18 protein-coding genes are annotated in these 20,187 nt (G+C 57.2%); 6 read left to right on the top strand and 12 right to left on the bottom strand.

Translation table 11 applies throughout. From position 1 onward, the window contains the following. Positions 1-38: 38 nt before the first annotated feature. Positions 39-1,424: an IS4 family transposase gene (locus QFX16_RS11155; protein WP_283181230.1), complete on the bottom strand. Its 1,386-nt coding sequence runs from the start codon at positions 1,422-1,424 to the stop codon at positions 39-41. Between the two features lie 246 nt (positions 1,425-1,670). Here QFX16_RS11155 and QFX16_RS11150 point away from each other — a divergent pair, with 246 nt between their 5' ends. From QFX16_RS11150 to QFX16_RS11140, 3 genes are all read left to right on the top strand, one after another. Continuing rightward, on the top strand, positions 1,671-2,099 hold the full coding sequence (locus tag QFX16_RS11150) for a hypothetical protein (RefSeq protein WP_283183938.1): 429 nt from the start codon (positions 1,671-1,673) through the stop codon (positions 2,097-2,099). Next, the gene (locus QFX16_RS11145) at positions 2,014-2,736 is read left to right on the top strand and encodes a DUF6708 domain-containing protein (protein ID WP_283183937.1); all 723 of its coding nucleotides are present in this window, start codon (positions 2,014-2,016) and stop codon (positions 2,734-2,736) included. Before QFX16_RS11150 ends, QFX16_RS11145 begins: the two co-directional genes overlap by 86 nt. Positions 2,737-2,886: 150 nt before the next feature. Further along, on the top strand, positions 2,887-4,272 hold the full coding sequence (locus QFX16_RS11140; protein ID WP_283181230.1) for an IS4 family transposase: 1,386 nt from the start codon (positions 2,887-2,889) through the stop codon (positions 4,270-4,272). 372 nt (positions 4,273-4,644) lie between these two features. On the opposite strand, the gene QFX16_RS11135 is transcribed toward QFX16_RS11140, so the two are convergent. The 6 genes from QFX16_RS11135 to QFX16_RS11110 all read right to left on the bottom strand — a co-directional run bounded on the left by QFX16_RS11135 (position 4,645) and on the right by QFX16_RS11110 (position 11,013). Further along, positions 4,645-5,457, bottom strand: coding sequence for a VanW family protein (locus QFX16_RS11135; protein WP_283183936.1), 813 nt, complete (start codon positions 5,455-5,457; stop codon positions 4,645-4,647). Positions 5,458-5,807: 350 nt separating this feature from the next. Then, positions 5,808-6,392, bottom strand: coding sequence for a hypothetical protein (locus QFX16_RS11130; RefSeq protein WP_283183935.1), 585 nt, complete (start codon positions 6,390-6,392; stop codon positions 5,808-5,810). Positions 6,393-6,512: 120 nt separating this feature from the next. Continuing rightward, positions 6,513-6,755, bottom strand: coding sequence for a hypothetical protein (locus QFX16_RS11125; RefSeq protein WP_283183934.1), 243 nt, complete (start codon positions 6,753-6,755; stop codon positions 6,513-6,515). Positions 6,756-6,817: 62 nt separating this feature from the next. Then, positions 6,818-7,882 (bottom strand): lipocalin-like domain-containing protein, encoded by a 1,065-nt coding sequence (locus QFX16_RS11120; RefSeq protein WP_283183933.1) that lies wholly within the window; start codon positions 7,880-7,882, stop codon positions 6,818-6,820. Then, on the bottom strand, positions 7,872-10,343 hold the full coding sequence (locus tag QFX16_RS11115; RefSeq protein ID WP_283184550.1) for an FtsX-like permease family protein: 2,472 nt from the start codon (positions 10,341-10,343) through the stop codon (positions 7,872-7,874). The genes QFX16_RS11120 and QFX16_RS11115 overlap by 11 nt, the downstream gene beginning before the upstream one ends. Position 10,344: 1 nt before the next feature. Next, the gene (locus tag QFX16_RS11110; RefSeq protein ID WP_283183932.1) at positions 10,345-11,013 is read right to left on the bottom strand and encodes an ABC transporter ATP-binding protein; all 669 of its coding nucleotides are present in this window, start codon (positions 11,011-11,013) and stop codon (positions 10,345-10,347) included. 164 nt (positions 11,014-11,177) lie between these two features. Between QFX16_RS11110 and QFX16_RS11105 the strand changes: the two genes are divergently transcribed. Both QFX16_RS11105 and QFX16_RS11100 read left to right on the top strand, forming a co-directional pair. After that, positions 11,178-11,471 (top strand): type II toxin-antitoxin system RelE/ParE family toxin, encoded by a 294-nt coding sequence (locus tag QFX16_RS11105; protein WP_283183931.1) that lies wholly within the window; start codon positions 11,178-11,180, stop codon positions 11,469-11,471. Between the two features lie 2 nt (positions 11,472-11,473). Continuing rightward, positions 11,474-11,782, top strand: coding sequence for an addiction module antidote protein (locus tag QFX16_RS11100; RefSeq protein ID WP_008153842.1), 309 nt, complete (start codon positions 11,474-11,476; stop codon positions 11,780-11,782). A 13-nt stretch (positions 11,783-11,795) separates the two neighbouring features. On the opposite strand, the gene QFX16_RS11095 is transcribed toward QFX16_RS11100, so the two are convergent. Further along, positions 11,796-12,608, bottom strand: a complete 813-nt coding sequence (locus tag QFX16_RS11095; RefSeq protein ID WP_283183930.1) for a class I SAM-dependent methyltransferase — start codon at positions 12,606-12,608, stop codon at positions 11,796-11,798. A 179-nt stretch (positions 12,609-12,787) separates the two neighbouring features. Here QFX16_RS11095 and QFX16_RS11090 point away from each other — a divergent pair, with 179 nt between their 5' ends. Then, complete coding sequence (locus QFX16_RS11090; protein ID WP_283183929.1) at positions 12,788-13,174, top strand: hypothetical protein; 387 nt, start codon at positions 12,788-12,790, stop codon at positions 13,172-13,174. A 3-nt stretch (positions 13,175-13,177) separates the two neighbouring features. On the opposite strand, the gene QFX16_RS11085 is transcribed toward QFX16_RS11090, so the two are convergent. The 4 genes from QFX16_RS11085 to QFX16_RS11070 all read right to left on the bottom strand — a co-directional run bounded on the left by QFX16_RS11085 (position 13,178) and on the right by QFX16_RS11070 (position 20,009). Further along, positions 13,178-14,608, bottom strand: coding sequence for a sigma-54-dependent transcriptional regulator (locus tag QFX16_RS11085; RefSeq protein WP_283183928.1), 1,431 nt, complete (start codon positions 14,606-14,608; stop codon positions 13,178-13,180). Beyond that, a complete protein-coding gene (locus tag QFX16_RS11080) occupies positions 14,577-16,070 on the bottom strand; it encodes an ATP-binding protein (protein WP_283183927.1) in 1,494 nt (497 codons plus the stop codon). The genes QFX16_RS11085 and QFX16_RS11080 overlap by 32 nt, the downstream gene beginning before the upstream one ends. Before the next feature lie 103 nt (positions 16,071-16,173). Further along, positions 16,174-17,184: an SCO family protein gene (locus QFX16_RS11075; protein WP_439900115.1), complete on the bottom strand. Its 1,011-nt coding sequence runs from the start codon at positions 17,182-17,184 to the stop codon at positions 16,174-16,176. Positions 17,185-17,201: 17 nt separating this feature from the next. After that, positions 17,202-20,009, bottom strand: coding sequence for a multicopper oxidase domain-containing protein (locus QFX16_RS11070; RefSeq protein WP_283183925.1), 2,808 nt, complete (start codon positions 20,007-20,009; stop codon positions 17,202-17,204). Between the last annotated feature and the right edge of the window lie 178 nt (positions 20,010-20,187).

The following is a 20,187-nucleotide window of genomic DNA, read 5'->3' as shown; positions in this document are numbered from 1 at the left end:
AGACTTTGTGGAAAAAAGGGGAGTGATTTGAATGGCACTTACTTAACATGTTTTGCGTGCCCATTTTTCCTGACATCTGCCCTTGCTGACCGACGCGGTTTGGTCAGTAAGGGGTAGGCTTGAGGTCTTCGTTTTATGGCTCGCGGCTCGATACGACCAGGCCGATTCCCGACGCGCCTCTGAGCAATCAACATCAATAAATTCGACAGGCCATCCTCGTCTTCGGGGCTGCCATATTGTCGCAAAGCCAGCCATAGCTGAAGGCTGTGTTTGAAGCTCAGTTCGCGAGGCAAGCAATCCGCTAACAGAGCCGATTGCGCCATGAGCATTCGGATCAGATTGTGTGCCAACAGATAGACCCATAACTCCTTGACTGCCATGCCTGGGGTTTTGCAGCTTAACTTTCCAAGTCCTAGCGTAGCTTTGAGATTGCGCAGATCCAACTCGACATGCCATCGACCCTTGTACAGCGATTTGAGAGCTGTTTTGGGTGTCTGCTTCGGGCAATGCAACGTGGTGACCAAAGTCTTTCCACCCGCCTTCAGCTCTCGCACTGTCAGTCTTTCAGGCGCCTGTTCGTAATGCGTTTGACTCATCCACGGCGGTCTTCTTGCAGGCTTTTTCAATTCGATCAGGTGATCTTCCGAACCCAGACTTTGCCCTAGGCGAAAGTCCGTGCTGCGCCGTCGAGCACCGTATTGTTCGAACACGCCATCGACACCTCTTCGTTGCAACTCACACAGCAAGAAGTAGGTAGCGTAGTAAGCGTCGCCCAATAAAATGTCGCCTGTTTTCAGCGTGTCGAGCATTGATCTGAGCAGCGTTTGCTCATCGCCGCCTTTGCCTCGGAAGCGCCCAAGGGCGGCATCCAAGACGGCGCCGCTGGAAAGGCAAACGATGCCAACCACGCGACACAGGGGAAAACCAAGACCGACTTTCTGGCCGCGTGACTGCGGATAGGCACCCTGATTGGCCGCAGTGTCGGGCATGCTGACCGTCGTGCCGTCCACCAACCGTACAGGCCGTCCCATCCAGCGCCACGACGAGGGTGCGTTATCACTTATCGAAGCACCGGTGTGCCTGACCAGCGTAGAAACCATTTCCACAGGTAGGCGTTTTCTGGCTTTGCAGTAGGCGCCCGTGCGAGTGCTACTGGGCTTCATGCCGCCACATGACCGTTTAATCGACAAGTCGTTGACGGCGTTCTGGCAGGAACGGTCGGCACTCATTGCTTGAGCCAGAAACATGGACAGCGTTTCAGTCGGCGGAAACAGACGCTCCCGATATTCCGGCAGTGCAGACTCGACGCGCTGTAAGAGCTCGGGAGACGTGAGGAGATTGAAAAACGCATAGGCATCACAGTCCGAAGCGTGTCGATGAAAACGTTGCTGTTGATGCTGGAGAATTTCACGTCTACGATTCATTTGGGGCTGTGTCCTTGGTTCGTCGGGGTGTGTTCGCAACTATCACCGTAGACCAAGACCAGCCCTTCTTCATTTTTTGCTTTCAGCTCAAGTGGTTAGCAGCTAAGTAAGTGCCATTCGGGAGTGATTTATTTTTTTGTCGGAAGTGATCGCGTTTCGAGCGCAAAAAGCAGATGCACCTTGGGTCATAGTATCAAGCGACATTTTAAGCCTTGCGGAAACCGCTGCCACCACTGGTAAAATTTGATGTTCTCCAAGAGCAAACACAATGATCTCGACATAAATAGCCAGCGTCCAAAAGCTGGAGCCAAGAGGGTAATGCCCACGGGAGAGGCACTTTTTCTTTCGCCACTGCCAGTCCCCACAGGTCAATTGTCGGTGGATTTAGGCGGAAAATTTATCGAAGTCAATGACACCTATCTTGACATCGGAACCAGTAATTCCGGAAAAGCGTTTCAAGCGCGAATCATGATAGCCAACACCATGTTCATTGCATTTTTCTTTTTTATATTTGCGCCGTTTATAGCGGGTACAACAGCGTGGGGAAACCCCTACGGAGTGACCTTCTGGTCTAGAGCAGAAGTCGTATTTGATTATGTTTTTTTATCTAGCACTTGGATTAACAGGAGCCACCGCTTTAATTGCGATTTACGTAGTAGCGGGCACAACCCTTAAAAAATCCAAAACAAGGCCAGTTCGATTTAATCGTCAACGACGTGAAGTTTGCTACTTTCTTGAAAAATCAGACACACCGATAACTCGTCCTTGGGAAGAAACAATAGCCTGGCTATCAGCAGGAACAGGCACAACCGGGGTTGGAGTCCTTAAAACCTTTACCCTTGGAATCGCCATAGAAGATAAAGCCAATGGAATAGCCTACTACCTTAACGATACTGTTCCGTCTCCGTTTCATGGGCTAGGACAGTGGGAGGCCATACGAAGCTACATGGAAAATGGCGTTGAGCATTGCCCGGCAAAAGCAGTCCATGAAGGCCGACATACTTTCGAAAAAGAACGCGCCGGCATGCAAGAAGAAGTCGATGCAGGGGAAAGAAGTTTAATTGGAAAATATTGGTGGGTGCTCACACACATTGTTTCTTGGTGGAAGATCCCGTACTGGATAGCAGAGTGGGATCATAAATACAGTATGAAGGCTATGCCGGAAAGTATTACTGAATGGTCTACGCCGCTGCCAGCCGAACATTGGTCGAAACCTAGTTTAGAACTAAAAGAACAAAGTTTGAAAATTCAAAAAGCTTTCTCCAACGGGCAAGACTTCATGTCGTACTTCAAAGCAAACGTTTCAATGTGAAATTTACAGAACCAAAATAGGGGACAGATTTGAATGGCACTTACTTAGCTGCTAACCACTTGAGCTGAAAGCAAAAAATGAAGAAGGGCTGGTCTTGGTCTACGGTGATAGTTGCGAACACACCCCGACGAACCAAGGACACAGCCCCAAATGAATCGTAGACGTGAAATTCTCCAGCATCAACAGCAACGTTTTCATCGACACGCTTCGGACTGTGATGCCTATGCGTTTTTCAATCTCCTCACGTCTCCCGAGCTCTTACAGCGCGTCGAGTCTGCACTGCCGGAATATCGGGAGCGTCTGTTTCCGCCGACTGAAACGCTGTCCATGTTTCTGGCTCAAGCAATGAGTGCCGACCGTTCCTGCCAGAACGCCGTCAACGACTTGTCGATTAAACGGTCATGTGGCGGCATGAAGCCCAGTAGCACTCGCACGGGCGCCTACTGCAAAGCCAGAAAACGCCTACCTGTGGAAATGGTTTCTACGCTGGTCAGGCACACCGGTGCTTCGATAAGTGATAACGCACCCTCGTCGTGGCGCTGGATGGGACGGCCTGTACGGTTGGTGGACGGCACGACGGTCAGCATGCCCGACACTGCGGCCAATCAGGGTGCCTATCCGCAGTCACGCGGCCAGAAAGTCGGTCTTGGTTTTCCCCTGTGTCGCGTGGTTGGCATCGTTTGCCTTTCCAGCGGCGCCGTCTTGGATGCCGCCCTTGGGCGCTTCCGAGGCAAAGGCGGCGATGAGCAAACGCTGCTCAGATCAATGCTCGACACGCTGAAAACAGGCGACATTTTATTGGGCGACGCTTACTACGCTACCTACTTCTTGCTGTGTGAGTTGCAACGAAGAGGTGTCGATGGCGTGTTCGAACAATACGGTGCTCGACGGCGCAGCACGGACTTTCGCCTAGGGCAAAGTCTGGGTTCGGAAGATCACCTGATCGAATTGAAAAAGCCTGCAAGAAGACCGCCGTGGATGAGTCAAACGCATTACGAACAGGCGCCTGAAAGACTGACAGTGCGAGAGCTGAAGGCGGGTGGAAAGACTTTGGTCACCACGTTGCATTGCCCGAAGCAGACACCCAAAACAGCTCTCAAATCGCTGTACAAGGGTCGATGGCATGTCGAGTTGGATCTGCGCAATCTCAAAGCTACGCTAGGACTTGGAAAGTTAAGCTGCAAAACCCCAGGCATGGCAGTCAAGGAGTTATGGGTCTATCTGTTGGCACACAATCTGATCCGAATGCTCATGGCGCAATCGGCTCTGTTAGCGGATTGCTTGCCTCGCGAACTGAGCTTCAAACACAGCCTTCAGCTATGGCTGGCTTTGCGACAATATGGCAGCCCCGAAGACGAGGATGGCCTGTCGAATTTATTGATGTTGATTGCTCAGAGGCGCGTCGGGAATCGGCCTGGTCGTATCGAGCCGCGAGCCATAAAACGAAGACCTCAAGCCTACCCCTTACTGACCAAACCGCGTCGGTCAGCAAGGGCAGATGTCAGGAAAAATGGGCACGCAAAACATGTTAAGTAAGTGCCATTCAAATCTGTCCCCTTTTTGCTTTAAAGGGGGCAGATCTACTTCTGAGGGAAAATCGTGACAGGCAAGCATATTTATCTGACGTTCCCATTCACCAAGGATGAGGATTTCCCCAAGGTCTGGGAGGAATACCTGCTGATTCGGAGACGACAACTGGATGAACTTTATTTCAGGAATTGAACCGTCAATATTGTTGCAATACTGCCGCTGCAATCTCAGCGATCAGTTTTGACAGACCGAGCACGATCAAGGCATGCAAATGCCGCCTTGCGGTTCCGTTGATTCAAGAGCTTCACCATGAAAAATTTTCCACCCGCCGCCCCCCCAAAAAAACGGGCAATCCAATGATCGCCCGTTTTATGCATTTCAAGTCAGCACACTTTCCTCAACCTCATACTTAACCACCACCTGATTCTTATAAAGCCGCTCACTCTTCAGCACCTGACTCTCCTGCCCCTTGCTCCTGACCTCCCGCCATATCTCGTTCTCCCGAAAAACCCGTCCACCGTCTCGCACAAACCGATACCCAAGTTGATAAACGTGATACCGAAACCCTCTCGCCTGATCGCATAACAACTCCCCTTCCAACTGTTGCTCGACGACATTGAGCTTCAACTGAAAATAACGATCGGTAGGGTTATGCAGCACCAGGTCAATGTAGTTGTAAAAGATCGCTGCACCCGAGCCGAATGGCAGTACCCGCCCCTCGTCAGGAAAGGGATCGAAGCTGTGGTTCGACCGCTCAACCACGACCAATGGCGAGTGAATCGCCATCCAGTGAATCAGGTTGCTCAGTTGGCAGATCCCGCCACCAATGCCGCTGCGGGCTTCACCAATTGACAGCTCCATGCCTTCGACATAACCGCGTTTGCGGGTGGGTCGACCCACGAGGCGGCAGAATGAAAAATACTCGCCAGGGCCGATGACGACGCCGTCCATCGAAGCGACGGCCAGTTTCAGGTTGATGACTTTGTTGTGTTGCAGGGCAAGATCGGAGTTGCCGAGTTTGCGGATCAGTTTGGAGGTGTGCTTGAGGTAGCGGAATGGCAGTCGGGATACGACGTCCACCGAAACAGCATATTGCTTGCGGGAGAAGCGCCAGGCCATTTGCCGGAACAGTCTTTTTTGCCACACTCGCAGCCAGTAGAGCACCGGGTGGTAGAGGGAGAGTAGTTTCATCCGTGTCAGAACGGCGGCAGCCGTTTTCTTCCTTGGTCTGCAAAATGCCGCGCATCTTAACGTGTTGCTTCAGGTGTGTATCGCACGTCGAGAAGGTGTTCGCCCAGTGTAATGGCCTGGCAATCCATGCACCGGTAAAGAGCCCTGACACTGGGCGAACGGGAAGTATTTTAATAGAAAGTTTCGAATATGTCCGCGTATATGAACATGAAATTTATCGAAACAACATTGATTAAATGTCGGCCCAAATACTATTTTACAGACCAGAAAACTCACCAGTTAGACCATTAAAACTGATTGTTCTTATACATAAAAGTTGTACAAGAACAATCAACATATAGAGCTAATACTCAACTTGAGTGTTTGCTGGTCACTTTCAATGTGTCGGTATAGGTCACAATGACACTCTGTCCAACTTTCAGGTCTTTCAATTTCGCTTGAACTTCGGGTCTTACGACGTCAACAGTCTTGGACTCGCCGGCGGGGTTTTCGAAGGTTACCTGGTTTTTCTTCACGTCGATTTTGGTGATTTTCAGTTGGACCTGCACCTGACGGTAGGCTTCGCCGCCCGGGTTGTCGCTGCCGGGGGCTGCGCGGACTTCGCCAGCGCGTTCGACGGTGCCTGGCAGGCCTTTGTCGACATCGGTGTCGAGGTAGGCGGCGACAGAACTGGTTACCGTGATGTCAACTTGGTCGCCGACTTTCAAGTTGCCGAGGTTTTTCGCCTTGTCGGTCAATTGCACATGGACCTGACGACCTTCCGGCCCCTCCAGGACGACCTGATGTTTGGCAGCATCGACCGAGACAACTTTGGTGGTGACCTGATCCGCCTCCACAACGGCAGACAGCGGGATATCCGCAGCCATGGCGCTAAGGCTGGCGGCAGACAGCAGGGTTGCAAGGGTGATGGCTTTAGTCAGTGCGTGAAGTTTCATAAGCGGTACATTCCCTGTGAATTGGAGGCAGCAACGAGCGCTGAACCACCGTCCAGCGCCCTCTGCGCATCTGAGCATAGACGCTGATCAGGGAGTGTTCGCAGTTTCTTGGAGCGCTCCTCAAGCCTCGGGATCGTCAACCTCCTGGGCCACGTTCACGGCTGGCGAATATTTATGGGATTGATCGGCCTTGACCTTCAAGGCTTGCCATTGTTCCAGGTCGATGGCGCCCTGCCCCAGCAAGTCGTCGGCCACCCGCAGCAGTTCGGCGTAATGGGCGTCGGGGGATTGTTGCCAGTAGGCCTTGTCTTCGAACAGGCGCTGCCACGAATCAAGGTCAGGCGGTTTCAGGTCTTCACTCATGGCGGGCTCCTGTGAACGGGCTTCTAGAATTAGGAGGCCATCGCTCTGCCGAGAGTTCCGACTCAATACCCGGTCATTTCCAGATAACCCTGCCCACCATGGCTGCCGCTCAATTGCACCGGCCCTTCCCAATAGGGAATGCGCAAAGCCATCCACGCATTGGGATTGAGCGCGCTGATCGTGATGTCGAGGTGTTTGTCGGGGATTTTGATCGACCAGCGCACCGGCATCGAACGTCCGGCGACTTCAGCGGTGTCTTGCGGTGTGAGGCTGATGTTGGCGGCATGCAATAGCTGCGTCTGGCCCTGAGCGTCGACCCAGGTGCCGGTGAGATAAGGCGCGCCGTCCTTCTGCCGCATGCGGTAGAGCATCACCTGTTCGCCGCTGTCCAGGTGCAGAGAAAACCAATCCCAGCCCGTCTGGTTGGCGGTCAGGGGTTGGCTGCTCCATTCGCGGTCGAGCCAGGCCGGGCCCCTGACTTGATACGTCTTTCCGTCGATTTCCAGCGTGCCTCTGGCCTGAAAAAACGGCTGGCTGTAGTAGTACGACGCCTGTCCTTGTTCGGATTTCTGACTGAAGCCTTTGTCTCCCTGAAGCACCAAAGGACGTGTGGAGGTCAGCCGCAGTTGATAGCCAAAATCCTTGTCCCGGGCGCTGAGTTGAAGATCCGCCATAGGGTCGGAACCCTGACTGCTGAAACGCCAATCATCGATCCACGCGTTGAACGGCGTGTGGCTCACACCTGCCTGGCCAACGCCACCACGGGCGTAACGCTCGGCGGCGTGATGCACTGTCGCCGATGTCACCGCCGCGTGGCCAAGCCAGATAAGTTGATTACCCCAGCCCGTGATCTCGGGCGTCGCTTTCAAGGCGCTGCGAAACAACGTCCATTGCGCACCAAACTCGCGCCCCTGATCGTCCTTGAGGTTGGCGGTGACATACCACCACTCAATGCGAAAACCGTCATGCGGACCGTGATCCGCCGGAAAGCTGAACACCCGACCGGGCACCACCGGGGTGAACGCGGAGGCCTGATGACCCAGCCCCGCGAAGCCTTTCTCAACAGGCGCCGACTTATCGCACCCGCTCAATAACGCCAATAGCAACACGCCGACCTTAATCTTCATGAGCAAACGTCCTCAGCAGATCCGCCGGTTGCGTGCGATACAGCGAATACAGCGGCCACGCCGACGCCAGTAACGTCGCCAGCAGCGCCAGCCCCATCAACTGCAACAGCTGCATCGGAAACACCCGCAGCGGCAAGCGCCAGCCGAAGGCCTGGACGTTGATCACCGTGTCCAGGCACCACGCCAACGCGATCCCCAACGGCAACGCCAGCACCAGGGTCAGCACCGCCAGCAACCAGGTCTGCCCGAGATTGAGCAGCATCAGTTGCCGGCGAGTCACGCCGAGCGCCCACAGAGGGGCGAGTTGCCCGAGGCGGCTCTGGCTTTGGGTCAACAGGCTGATGAACAGCGCCACGCCCGCCACACAGAGGGTCAGGCTGTTGAGCGCGGCCGTCGCGGCAAAGGTGCGTTCGAACACTTGCGTGGACCAACCCTTGAGCCGGGCCTGGTCGACGATGCGGCTGTCCTCCAGCGTGAAGCGGGTTTGCAGCGCGGTCTGGAAGGCAGGGATCAACGTCGGGTCGATGCGCAGGTTGAAACGGCTTGGTGTCAGCTGCGGCCAGCCGCGCAGAAGATGGTTGACGTTGACCAGAATGTGGCCCTTGGGGTTGCCGTAATCGGCGTAGATGCCGACGATCCGTGGTGACCAGGCGCCGTTCGGTGTGGGAATCGTCAAGTGATCGCCAAGACGCACCTTCAGCCGACGGGCCAGTTGTTCGCTGAGCATCAGTGCATCGTCCTTGGCCAGTCGGTCCCAAGGGTTGTCGCCCAAGCTTTCCAACAGTGGCCAATGCTGGCGATACGTCGGGTGATCGATCACGCCGAAGACTTCCGCAGGCCAGCCTTGCAACTGGATCGACACTTGCCAGTTGGGCAGCACTGCTGTGAGTTCGGGTTGCTGATTGAGCCAGGTTTTCAGCTCTCTGGCCTGGGCCGGATTTCGCGGATTAACGTACAGTTCGGCGGTCAGGCGTTGTTCGAGCCAATCGCTGAAGGTCTGACGAAAACCGGCTGTCATGCTGCCCGCTCCAATGTTCGCCGCCAGTGCCAACAACAGCGCCATCAGCGCCAGGCTCAGGGCTGGCAGTTGCTGACGACAGTCGGCGAGAAACCATTGGCCGAGCACCGAGCGACTGCGATGCAGCACCCGGTTCAACACCCAGTTGAGCACCACCGGCAACGCCAGCGCAGCGCCGATCAACAGTGCCGCCATCAGCACGAAGCCACTGCTCAGGCTGTCGCCAAAGATCAACGCCAGCAATGCGATCACCGCGGCAATCACGGCAACCCAACCCTGGCGCCGCAACCAGCGGGCGTGAGCCTGATGCCAGGCTTGCGGGTGGGCCAGGGCCAGCAAAGGCAGGCGCGCGGCCCGCAACAAACTGTTGGCCCCGGCCAGTAACGCACCGAGCAGGCTCAGGCCGACGCCACTGAGCCACCACCACGGACTGAGACTCAACTGCCCCGCCACTTCGGCGCCGTACAACCCGCGCAGACTCGCGGCGACATCCGCCAACAGCACGCTGGCCAGCAGGTAGCCGCTGGCGACGCCGACCAGTCCGCCGATCAACGCCAGACCGCCCAGTTCAACCGCCAGACAGGCAATCAACATCCGGGCACTGACACCGCAGGCGCGCAGGGTTCTGAGCAAGCCACGGCGTTGTTCCAGCGCCAGACCGATCGCGGCGTGGACGATGAACAGGCCTACCACGAATGAAAGAAAACCCAGCGCATCGAGGTTCAGGTGAAAGCTTTCGGTCAGGCGCGACAAATTGTTCTCTTCGCCACTGGTCTTGAGCTGCAGTTGACCCTTGAATTGATCAGGCAGGGTCGCGGTGAAATCCTTCGGCAGCAACAGGCGTGACAGCTGATCCGGCAGGCCGAGAATCTGCTGGGCGAAGCCGATGTCTACCAGCAACATTCCCGGGGCCATATCGGGCTGGGCATGCAACGGCGGCAAGGCCTGACCACTCAAAGTCACCGGGCGCTCGCCCTCGTTCAGACCCAGTGCCTGCAACGTCTGCGGCGAAATCCAGGTACTGCCTGGAGGGCTGAAAAACTCGACAACCTGTTCAATCGCCAACGCCTGCCCGGCCACTGAGGAACCGGCGGGCAGCGACACCGGCTCGATCCCCATCAGTTGCAAGCGCTGGTCTTCATGGCCCTTGAGCGTCACCCGGCCTTGCAGGACCGGCGACACCGGCCAACCCAAACGGCGCAGGTCGACAAACACGTGTTGGGAGAAGGTTGCACCACTGGGTGAACGGAGGCTGGCCTGGGGTTCGCCGCCAATCAACTGACTGGCCCGGGCATAGCTTTCACGCGCCTGGCTATTCAGCGCCTGCACGCCGGTCAGCAGGCTGGTGGCGAGCCAGAGCCCGGTCAGTACACTGAAAAACTGCACCGGATGTTGCCGCCAATGACTGAGCAGCGCCCGCAGCGTCTCGCAAAAGACCCGCACCTCAGCGCTCGTCCGCGCCAGCCAGACGACCACCGTGGAGCACCACTTTCTCTGCCAACCGCGCGGCAACCCGCGGGCTGTGGGTGACCATCAACAAGGTGGTGGGACTGTCGTCGAGCAACTCCAGCAACAACTTCAAGACCTCATCGCTGGCGGCTTCATCGAGGCTGCCGGTGGGCTCGTCGGCCAGCAGCAGTTTCGGCTGCGACGCCAGGGCACGGCCCAGCGCGACCCGTTGCTGTTGGCCACCGGACAGCTGTTCCGGATAACGCCGCAGCAAATCACCCAAGCCCAAACGTTGCACCAGATGCGCCTGCCAGCGCGGATCGTGGCGCCCCGCCAATCGCGCCTGGAATGCCAGATTGTCCTCCACGCGCAAACTGCCGATCAGGTTGAACTGCTGAAACACCAGGCCGATTTCGGTCCGCCGCCAGTTTGCCAGTTGCCCTTCGCTCATCTGCTCCAGCCGATGTTCGCCGCTGCGGATGCTGCCGCGATCGACCTTGTCCAGCCCGGCAATCAGGTGCAGCAAGGTGCTTTTGCCACTGCCCGACTCCCCCATCAACGCCAGGCTGCTGCCGGGTTTCAAGGTGAGGTCGACACCTTGCAGAACCGGCAGTGGGCCCTGGGGAGTGGCGTAGCTTTTGAAGACGCCTTGGACCGAAAGCATGGGGGAAACCGTTCAATGTGCATGGAGCAAGGATAGCGGACGGTAGCGGCACCGCGAATAGGTCCGCTCAGACAGCCCATAGCCCACACACTTCAGGGAAAAAACATACACAACCAAGGAATTGCCTGACTGCTCATTCGTATCCATATGGATACATTTGAGCAATGAATTATCTTATTCAACAAACTATGATCTTCGCGACATGGCATGCCTCAGTTCGTGACTTGCGGGCGAAGTTAGCCATCGCTCGTCGCATTGATCGTGCCTCTGCGGGTAATCTGGGCGATATCAAACCGGTGGGTGATGGTGTTTCCGAAATGCGCGTGGACGTCGGTGCAGGCTATCGGGTCTACTTCACTATGCGAAATTGCGTCGTCATTGTGCTGTTGGCAGGTGGTGACAAATCTTCGCAAACCGCCGACATCAGGCGGGCGAAAAAATTGGCGAAGGAGGTTTAAATATGAGCCAGACTTTGACTACTTTCGATATGGCGGCTCTGCTGGACAGTGACGAAGCCATCAGCGAGTATCTTTCGCAAGTGCTCGCAGACGGCGACAACGAAGAATTTCTTCGCGCTATCGGCTATGTGGTGAAAGCGCGTGGAATGACACAGATAGCCAAGGATTCGGGTATGGGCCGCGAAAGCCTGTACAAGGCCTTCGCACCAGGTGCAAAACCACGTTTCGATACGGTTTTAAAGGTCATTCACGCCCTTGGCATTGATCTCTGCGCGCAGCCGGGTCATTCGGTCAATCACTCGACTCTCTGAGAGACTCTTCTGACTAGACTGCTCGCTTCACCGCCACCCACGTAAAACACAACGGCAGCTGCGCCGTTTGCTGCTCATACCGATCATAGAGTTCCTCGCGGTTGGAATGCGGGTACTCCTTGAAGTGGCTGATCTGCAATCCGGCGTCGATGGCGCCGGTGAAGATGGCGCCCAGGGTGTGGACGAACCAGTAGGACAGAGCCGCCTGCTGGTCGACTTTGCCTTCGTAGACGATCGGTTGGTCCTGCACGAAAGGTTCGCTGCGAAAGTACGAGCTGTCCGGCCGATACGGATCGGCGGACTCGGGGTCGAACATTTCCAGGTAGGGATGGGTTTCGTACACCACCAGGCTGCCACCGGGCTTGAGGGTTTTCGCGACGTGGCGGAAGAATTCGGCGATGTCCGGCATCCAGTTCAATACGCCGATGGTGATCAGGGCCACGTCGAAGCGGCCATGAAGTTCAGTCGGCAAGTGATGGATGTCTGCCTCGATGAACTCAGGCGCATGGGGCGAGCGTGACGCCAGTTCCCGCGCCTGATCGAGGAAAGCCTCGGACTGGTCGACGCCTACGACGCTGCGGGCACCCAGCGCAAACAACGAAAGGCTTTCGCGGCCGTTGTTGCAGCCCAGTTGCACCACGTCTTTGCCGTCAACACCCACTTGTTCCAGCAAACCTCGGAGGGTGTCGTCCATGCAGCAAAAATCCCTATCACCAACAGCCGTCAAACGGGCCTGCCATTCGGGGGTGTCTTTGTGGTGTCGGGCGGAGTCATTCCAGGCATCGCGGTTGCTGGTGATGGCTTTTTCTTTTGTCGGCATTTCCATTGCGCGCTCCAGACGGGGGTCTTGATTGACCGGCACGAGTCTAGATCAGGGTTTCGAAAAACCCCATTCAGTCTTTGTTCAAATCTTGTAATCCGGGCATCGCGAACACGCGCTCGTACGGGAGCTATAGTTAATGACCTTGGGGAAATGCGGGAAAAACCGATTTCGCAGGTGCTGCCATGAAAACAACCGATCTGAGGCTACTGCTCGCCCTCTGCCTGATCACCACAACCGGTGCTCACGCGGACGACAGCCTGACACCCACTAGCGATTACAGCAGTGAGTTCAACTATTACGGGGCCGACCAACCCTTCGCTCACCCCGTGCCACCGTCACTGAGCACGGTGCCGCCAGGGTCGTACATCCCGACAGCGCCTCAGGACTTCATCCCCATTTCGAGCCAGCATGAGTTCTACGACTCAAGATTGCCGACGGTAGCGGATGCCACGGTTCGAGTGTTCATCCGCTCCTACGATCAGCAACGCGGTGTCTACGTGAACGAAGAAGCCCTCGACCCCACGTGCCTGCTCGCGTGCCTCAGCCGTCAGGGGCCATTGATGCAATAAGGCCTACCACTGGCGTTTGTCCGGGCGCGCGAGGCCGAGTTTTTCGATCCGGTAACGCAGCATGTCGCGGCTCAGGCCAAGCAGCCGTGCGGATTTGGTGACGTTCCAGTCGGTCTTGTCGAGCATCTTGCGCACCATGTCGCGCTCCACTTCCGGCAGGTTCATGGACTCGGTGCCGTTGTAGACCGGACGTGGCTCGCTGTGTTGCGGCTCTTGCTGGAACAACAGCGGCTCATCCACCAGGCTCAGGCACACGTTCAATTGATGGGCGGCGATGGTGTCGGTCTGGGCCAGCAACACGGTTTGCTCAAGCATGTTGCGCAACTCGCGCACGTTGCCCGGCCAGCTGTAGCTGAGGAGCAATTCCTCGGCCTGATCGCTGAAATACAGGTTCGGTTTGCCATAGCGTTTGCCGTGGACCGCCAGGAAGTGCCGAGCCAGCAGCAGGATGTCTGCGCCACGGGCATACAGGCGCGGCACCTTGATCGAGATAATCCGCAAACGGAAGAACAGGTCGCGGCGGAACTTGCCCTGCTGGACCATTTGTTCAAGGTTGCAGTTGGTGGCGCTGATCACCCGCAAATCGACCTTGCGCTCCTTCACCGAGCCGACCCGGCGGATCGTCCGGTCCTCCAGCAGCTTCAGCAGTTTGGCTTGCAGCAACAGGTCCATCTCGCCGACCTCATCGAGAAACAGCGTCCCGCCGTCGGCCGCTTCCACCAGCCCGACGCGGCGGTCCTTGGCGTCGGTGAAGGCGCCCTTCTCGTGACCGAACAGCTCTGACTCCACCAGGTTGGAAGGAATCGAGGCACAGTTGAATTCAATGAACGGACCTTTGCTGCGCGGGCCGTCGAAGTGCAACGCACGGGCCACCAGTTCCTTGCCGGTGCCGGTCTCGCCTTCCACCAACACCGGTGGCAGATCGGTATTGGCCATGCGCCGCTCGGCGTCGATTAACTGGCCAATGGTGCTTTTCAAGTACTGCATCGGTGCCGATACGCCGATCAATGCCTGCACCCCTGACTTCTGCGCTTCGCGCTCCTGATAGAACGACAGTGTGCGTTCCATTCGGTCGGTAGCCAGGGCCTTGTCCAGCAGCAGCTTGAGCTCCGGCAGCGCCACCGGTTTGGTGACGTAATGGAAAGCGCCCTCTTTCATCGCCACCACGGCGTCTTCGACGTTGCCGTAGCCGGTCATCATGATCACTTTCAGATCCGGCGCGCTGATGCGCAGCTTCTGGATCAGGTCGTGACCACTCATGCCCGGCAGCGAGTTATCGGTCAGCACCACGTCCGGGACGAAAGTGCCCAATTGGTCCAGCGCGTCCTCAGCCGAGTGGCAGACCGTCACCTCGAAGTCCTTGCGCTCCAGGTAGGTCTGAATATTCTCGGCGAGGAGTTCATCATCCTCGACCAGCAGAATGCTGTGCTCCATATACCCCTCCCGTTGCCACTTTAAAATTGAGACAAACGCGGGTTCCTTCCTGCTCTCGGCTGGTCAATTCGACCGAGCCTTCGAAACGCTCCATTATTCTTTTGACCAGGGCCAGGCCCACGCCCAACCCTCCTTGTTTGGTGGTGAAAAACGGCTTGAAGGCCATTTGTTCTTGCTGTGTGGTCATGCCCTTGCCGGTATCGCTCAGGGTCATGCGCACGAGTCCGGGCTGCGGCGTTTCGATATCGATACTCAGCACGCCGCCCTTGGGCATGGCTTCCAGGGCATTGGCAAACAGGCTATTAAGAATTTGCGTGAGCAACACCTGTTGGCTGACGACCGGCGGACAACTCTGAGGGATGAAACGCACGTCGATGCTGGAGCGTTTAATCAGCGCGTCAAACGCACTCAACGTGTCGTCGATGACCAGCACCAGGTCTACCGTTTCGTAGTCGTCGTTCATGGGTCGCAATGACACCAGCAACTCCCGAACCCAGCGCGACATGCGGTCGACCTGACTGATGATGTCGCCGATGTTCTTCTGCGCGTTCTGGCTGGCGATTTCCTGAGCCAGTTCGGCGCTGGAACGAATGTTGGCCAACGGATTGCGCAAGCTGTGGGCCACTGCCGAGGACATTTCCCCCAGCGCGACGAAGGTCTCGTTGCTGATCAGTTGTTTCTGCTGGCTCTGCAGCAGCATGGCCGCATGCCGCACAATCCAGAACAGCCCGAGGTAGATGGCCAGGCCGCCGAGCAGGGTTGCCAGCCAGATCGACTTGAAGCCGCGCTGGATGCGTTCCACCAGGTCCACAGGTTCCTTGTAGATCTCCACCATGGCGATCACTTTGCTTTTGTCGGCATTGAACATCGGGATGTAGTTCTCGATGAACAGATATTCAGGCTCGCGCAGCAGTTGCTGCTCGGGACGTTCCTCATCGATTTCGTGGTAGCTGGTGGACACGGGCTCCTTCATTTCGAAAGACTCGTCCAGTTCCTCATCACCTTCGACGCGCATGCCAATCATTTGCGCATTGGTCGACCAGACCACGGTGCGATCCAGGGCGTACACCACCGCCAACAGCGTGTCCGGCAGGTGTGCGACATGATCGAGAAACTCTATGCGGGCAGCGGCACGGGCCGCCGGATCTACGTCGGGATAGGCAATGTCATCGCGCGGATCGAGCATTTCACCCATGGTTCTTTGCAGGGTGATGCCGGCATGGCGAATTTCTGCATCACCAATGGCCTGAATGAACTGTGCAGTCAGCATGGAATCACGCTCGATGCTCTCATCGACGACGAAACGCGTGGACACGTAGCCCAACCCCAGCGCTACGGCGGCGATGATGAAAAAGCTGCCCAGGGAAAACCAGCGCAGCAAGTTGAACTGTCCTCGCCAGCCCTTGCTTTCTGCTGCCGACATAGCCGGCGCAGGTATTTTTTGTTGTTCTGGTATCTGCATAGGACCTTCCCGGATGCCTTGCATCCAGCCTTTTCAGCCGCGTTTCGGATCAGTGTAGGTGGCATTGATCGAGACTGACGGCCCCACTGATAGTATTTAGCCGCTATTGCGTTTGCGCCGCCTGTAGCGGTTGCTGACGATCGGTTTCTTCCTGCAAAAAAACCACGATGGACTGCACCGCGCTCTCATCCAGGCGCAGGTTGGGCATGGGGATTTTGTCGAAACGCTCAAACAGCTCCAGCGCGATCGGGTCTTTTTCCGCCAGCATGCGGTCCGGCTCGCGAATCCAGCGACTCAGCCAGGCCGGATCACGCAGGCGAGTGACGCCGATCAGGTCTGGGCCGATGCTGCGCATGCCGATGCCCTGCCCGTCCATCGGACCCAGGCTGTGGCACGACGCGCAACGGGTGCGAAACAGTTCTTCGCCGTTGCTCGGCGGGCGAATCTCGGGCGCATTCGCGTAGTTTTCTTCAACGCTGGGCTGCTTCCAGTTCTGCAGCGTGTTGGCCAACTGATCGGCCAAGATCCACGGGTTTTCGAAAGGTGAAGCTTTCATCCACCGGCCTGTCGTCTGGTTGCCGACGATCAGGCTCAGGTTGTGGTCCTTGCTGCGGCCGTTGTCGACGCCTTCGATGAATAGCCCGAGTTTTTTGCGCAGGTCAGTGACGGCCTCAAATTCCCCGGTGAGAAATTGCCAGCCCGGCCCGACTTTGAAACGCTGCGCATAGGCTTTGAGCACTTGCGGTGTATCGCTCAACGGGTCGATGCTGATCGAGTAGAAAAAGATGTCGTGGCCGACCCGGTCCCCCAGCAACTGTTGCACCTGGCGCAGGCGCGCGGTTTCCAGCGGGCAGGAGTCGCTGCACGTAGTGAAGATGAAATTGATCACCACCACTTTGTCCTTGATCAAATCATCGAAGAAACGCACCTGCCGACCGTCCTGATCGGTCAGCAAGGTGTTGGGGAAGTAATCGCCGCCCCAGGGTGTCGCCGACTCCGTCGGCGACGGTGTACTTTCATGAGCGAGCAGCACCCAAGCGGCCAGCCCACAGGTGACCACCAGCAAAATCAGGTACATGCCCAGGGCGCGGGAGCGCGACGTATGCATTTTCATGTTGTCTCCCTCGCGGTTCATGGTTTGACCACCACTTGGGGGCCGACGCCGTCACCCGTGCGGAAGGTTGGCAGTGCCGCGGAGTTCACGTAGCGCACGCCATCCCAGCTCGGCAACGGAGTCGGCATCAACTTCACTTGCCCCGGTTTCTCAAGGTCCCACCGCAGCAACATGGAGTTGTCCTCATGTTGCGTGTTGTGGCAGTGCTCCATGTAGGTGCCGGCGAATTCGCGAAACTGGATCGCAATCTCGACATTGTCCGTACCATCCTTTTCCGAACCGACGCGATACACGTCCTTGCGTGCCCATTTTTCCCATTCCGGTGGTGGCTTGCCGCCACGACTGAGGATGATCCCTTCCTCGAAGTGCACGTGCACCGGGTGGCCCCAGCCCGTGTCATTGCCCTTGATGAGCCACACTTCCAGCGTGCCGAAACCCGTGACGCCGGCGTCGGTCGGACCGCTGGCCAGTTTGATCGCGGTGTTCAGCCGGCGCGGGTCCATGCGAAACCCGTAGCCTCCGTCGGTCTTGATCGTCCAGGGCGCTTCATCGGTGCCGTCGGAACGGCCGAAGGTGTAGGTGCGGTGACGGGCTTTGGCCAGCAGCGCCTTGTCAGCAGCATTGTCGTAGTGAATCTTCAGCGGGATCATAAACAGGCCTTCAGCCTTGCCCGGTTTGGCCGGTTCATAAGCGGCCGGGTCCATGGCCAGGTCCTGACCGGTGTAAGCCTTGACGTTGAGTTGCAACACCTTGCCTACCGCCGGATCACCGTCCTCCCACTTTGGCCCCTTGCTGGTTTGCTTGAGGATCGCCCGGTATTTCTCGGACAGCACGTCAGCCAGGGCGACGGGTTCTGCCGGACCCTTGCCGTCTTCGTGCACCAGCAGGTTGACGAAGAACAGCTTGTCGCCTGGTTTGATCCCGTTTTTCGAGAAGTTAACGATGATGTCGTGACGCTCGGCGATGCCCAGGGTTGGCAGAATCGCGTTGTGGTTCTGTTTATCACCGTCGGCATCCAGGTCCATGCTGCCGTCGAACGGCACGCTGTGTTCCATGATATTGCCGTCGTTGGCAATCATGTGGAACGGCACCTGGGCATACGACACACCCGACCCGGCAGGCCCTTGGAACTCGCCGCTGGTGCCCTTGATCTCGCGCACCAGCGCCATTTTGAAGTAGCGCGACACTGAGCCATTGAGCATGCGCAAGCGATAGCTGCGGGCGCGCACGTCCAGGGTCGGTTTCCACTTCCAGTTGACCAACACCTGGTCACCGAGGAAGCCGTTAGTGTTGAAGGGGTTGAACCACAGTTGACCGTTCTTATCCCACGCCTTGTCGGCAAACATCAGGTTGACGTCGTAGTCGCGGTTACCCCAGGGCAAGGCGCTGCCGCTGGGGAGGCGCAGGTTGACGCCGTCATTCACCGATTCATTGCCGCGGTCGAGGGCACTGTAGTAGTTCATCATCGCCGCGTTGCCCTTGTAGACGTTCTGCGCGGTGAAATCGAGCATGTGGTCGTGGAACCAGTGAGTGCTCATGGTTTCGCGCCAGTCGCCGCGGATCTTGATCATGCCGTTGTCGCAGGTTTTGCGGCTGGGGGTGAGGTCGTTGGTCCACAGGGTTTCGCCCGGCGAGCAAGGAAACGCCGCACGCGGGTCTTCAGCCTTGGTGTTGATGCTGTCGTAGCCGGCCAACTGGATCGGCCAGCGATAGTCGTAAAACTGCCCGGGGAAGAAAAACGCGCTGGCAAAACCGTCGCTTTCCGCCGGTACGTGACCGTTGTGTTCGTGGGTAGTGATGGTGTGCAGACCAAAACCCATGTTCGCCGACGGGTCGATCGGCAAGCCGTTGTAATGGCGCATCAACACGGGTTGCCCGTAACGCACCATGAGCAATTTGGGCGGAAAGGTGCCGTCGAAGGTCCACACCGAGTTATGTTTCTGCACCGGCATTTTCGGGTGAAACCGCGGTTCAAAGCCTTTGGAGGTACCTGCGGTCGCCGGCACGCCAGCCACATTGTAATAGAGGCCACTGGGGCCAAACTCGCCCACGGCATAGCGGTGCATCTGGCGACTGTCACGCAAGCCGGTATTCAACCGTGCGCCGGTTTGCACGGTCTTGTAGGCGACTTGCGGGTAAAACTCGTTCCAGCGCTGGTGCGACCAGCCTTTTCCTGGCGGACGGCCTTCAGCCGACGAGCCGATACGGCGGTTGAGGAAAAATTCAATCTGCTTCTGCCAAGGGTTGCGGTCGACCACGTTGGAATAATGGCTGGGGAACGGCGTCAAGCCCGGTTGACGCAAGAACGCGTCGAGCGCCGCACTCGGCGGGGCGCTGCGTGCGACGCTGGTGGGATCTTGTTGCGGCAGCGGGCCGATGGTGGCGGGTGGAAAGGGCAACTGCGCCGCCGGGGTAGTGGGGTCGAGTTTTTCCAGACCGAACTCTTCGAACAGCGCCAGTGGCTGAGTGAACGGCAGTGCACCGTACAGTGGGCTGGGCTTTCCGTTGGAAGGGTAATTGAAACTGGTCTGCAGCGCTGGCGGCAGGATGTTTTCCACCCGCGTGGTGTCTTTGCTGCCTTTGACGCCACCGGGTAAATCGAAGGAATCTTTATTGGCCGGGGGCATGGTCAAAATGGCGTTCAACGCCGCCGCTTTGTCAGCCGCTTCATCGTGGTAAGCCGAGGGGTCGGAAGGTTCGGGCTGTCGCTCGTCGTCGATGGGGCTGGCGCGCAGAGTCGTTGTGCCCAGCGTCATTGTCAGAAGAACACTCAGAGGCGTCAGGAGGCCGAACCATTTGAAGGAGTACCGCGCATTTCTGTCCATCACCAGCCGCCTCGAAGTCATGAGTCATGAAGGGGGTAATGGGGGTTGTGCAAGGACCTCGCCAGCTGCAACCGTTTTTTTCGAAAGCATTAATAGCCATCAAAACAATGGCTTATCAACATCAATGCGCCATTTCTGGGGGATGACACCCGCTAACGGGGAAAGTTCACACCCGTTT

Source organism: Pseudomonas svalbardensis, from assembly GCF_030053115.1.
GTDB lineage: Bacteria > Pseudomonadota > Gammaproteobacteria > Pseudomonadales > Pseudomonadaceae > Aquipseudomonas > Aquipseudomonas svalbardensis.
The sequence above is the reverse complement of the archived record's forward strand: the minus strand, read 5'-3'. Positions and strand labels throughout refer to the sequence as shown.